At 39.7% G+C, this 1,149-nt stretch carries 1 protein-coding gene; it reads left to right on the plus strand.

Features of this window, described 5'->3' with window-relative positions; translation table 11 throughout:
* Positions 1 to 24: 24 nt before the first annotated feature.
* Positions 25 to 1,149: transporter substrate-binding domain-containing protein (locus tag A3738_RS13260; protein WP_156504244.1), on the plus strand; the 1,125-nt coding region annotated here is incomplete at its 3' end.

Genomic DNA, 1,149 nt, shown 5'->3' on the forward strand with positions numbered 1-1,149 from the left:
TCCACTGATCCCTTAAGTTTCAAAATGTATAAAAACAATAAATATAGATACTTTACTTACTTGGCATATTTTCTCGCAGTTTACCTTGTCAGCCCCATTATTCACGCGAAAGAATGCCCAGAGAATACGTTGATTTTTGCCGCGAATGAATCGATATCTCCCTACTTCATTCAAGAGAATGAGAATGCTTCAGGAATCGTATTTGATATAGCAAAACAGCTCGAAAGCTATATTAGTGAACCGACTTGTGTTATCGGAATGAACTGGGCGCAAGCGCAAGAACAAATATTAAAAGGTGGTGTTGATGCTTTGTTGCATATCAACACCAATCCTGAACGAGAAAAGATATTAGATTTTTCAACAGAACTCGTTGTTTCAGAATTCCACTTATTCGTGCATCGGGATTCTAACTTCGACGAAAATAATATTGATCTAAATAACATGATTATCGGTGTTGAGGCCAAGGGTTACCCCTACAGTTACCTCAAACGTAACGATATCCCATTGGCGTTGGTAAGCTCGTGGGAAGAAGGAATGCGCGGCGTCATAAACGGAGACATTGATGCCGTCCTCGTTGATCATCTCGTCGGAATGAATACGATCTTCAATTCTAGAATTGCAAACTTAAAAAGCATTTCTAGTCCATTACCAAAAAGCTATTCACGCATCGCTGTTAAAAAAGGCAATGACTTAATTTTGGATCAAATTAATAAGGGCCTTGCAATACTTTATGCCGATGGAACGATAGACCGATCGATCAAAAATTGGATGACGCCGAGCATCCAAATGGTAGAACAACTTTGGCACGAGCAAGAACGCGTCAAAACTCAAAATATCGGTCTGATTATTCTCTCATTACTCACCTTGCTCTGCTTGATAGCATTCGTGAAAAGTAGAATGACAATCTCTTCCGAGCTAGATAAAAACAAAGACTTAAACAGGGCTCTGAAGGGAGCATATACCGAGCTTCAAGATAAAAACGAAGCACTAGCCGACGCAAATCAGAATTTAGAGACATTCGTTTCATTAGCAAGTCACGACATGCGCGCTCCTCTAAATGGAATGAAAAATCTCATTCAATGGGCCGAAGAAGACTTAGCCACCGATAATCATAATAACGTTAGAGAACATCTTTCGCTTCTTAAGAGC

The organism is Oleiphilus sp. HI0066 (assembly GCF_001635725.1).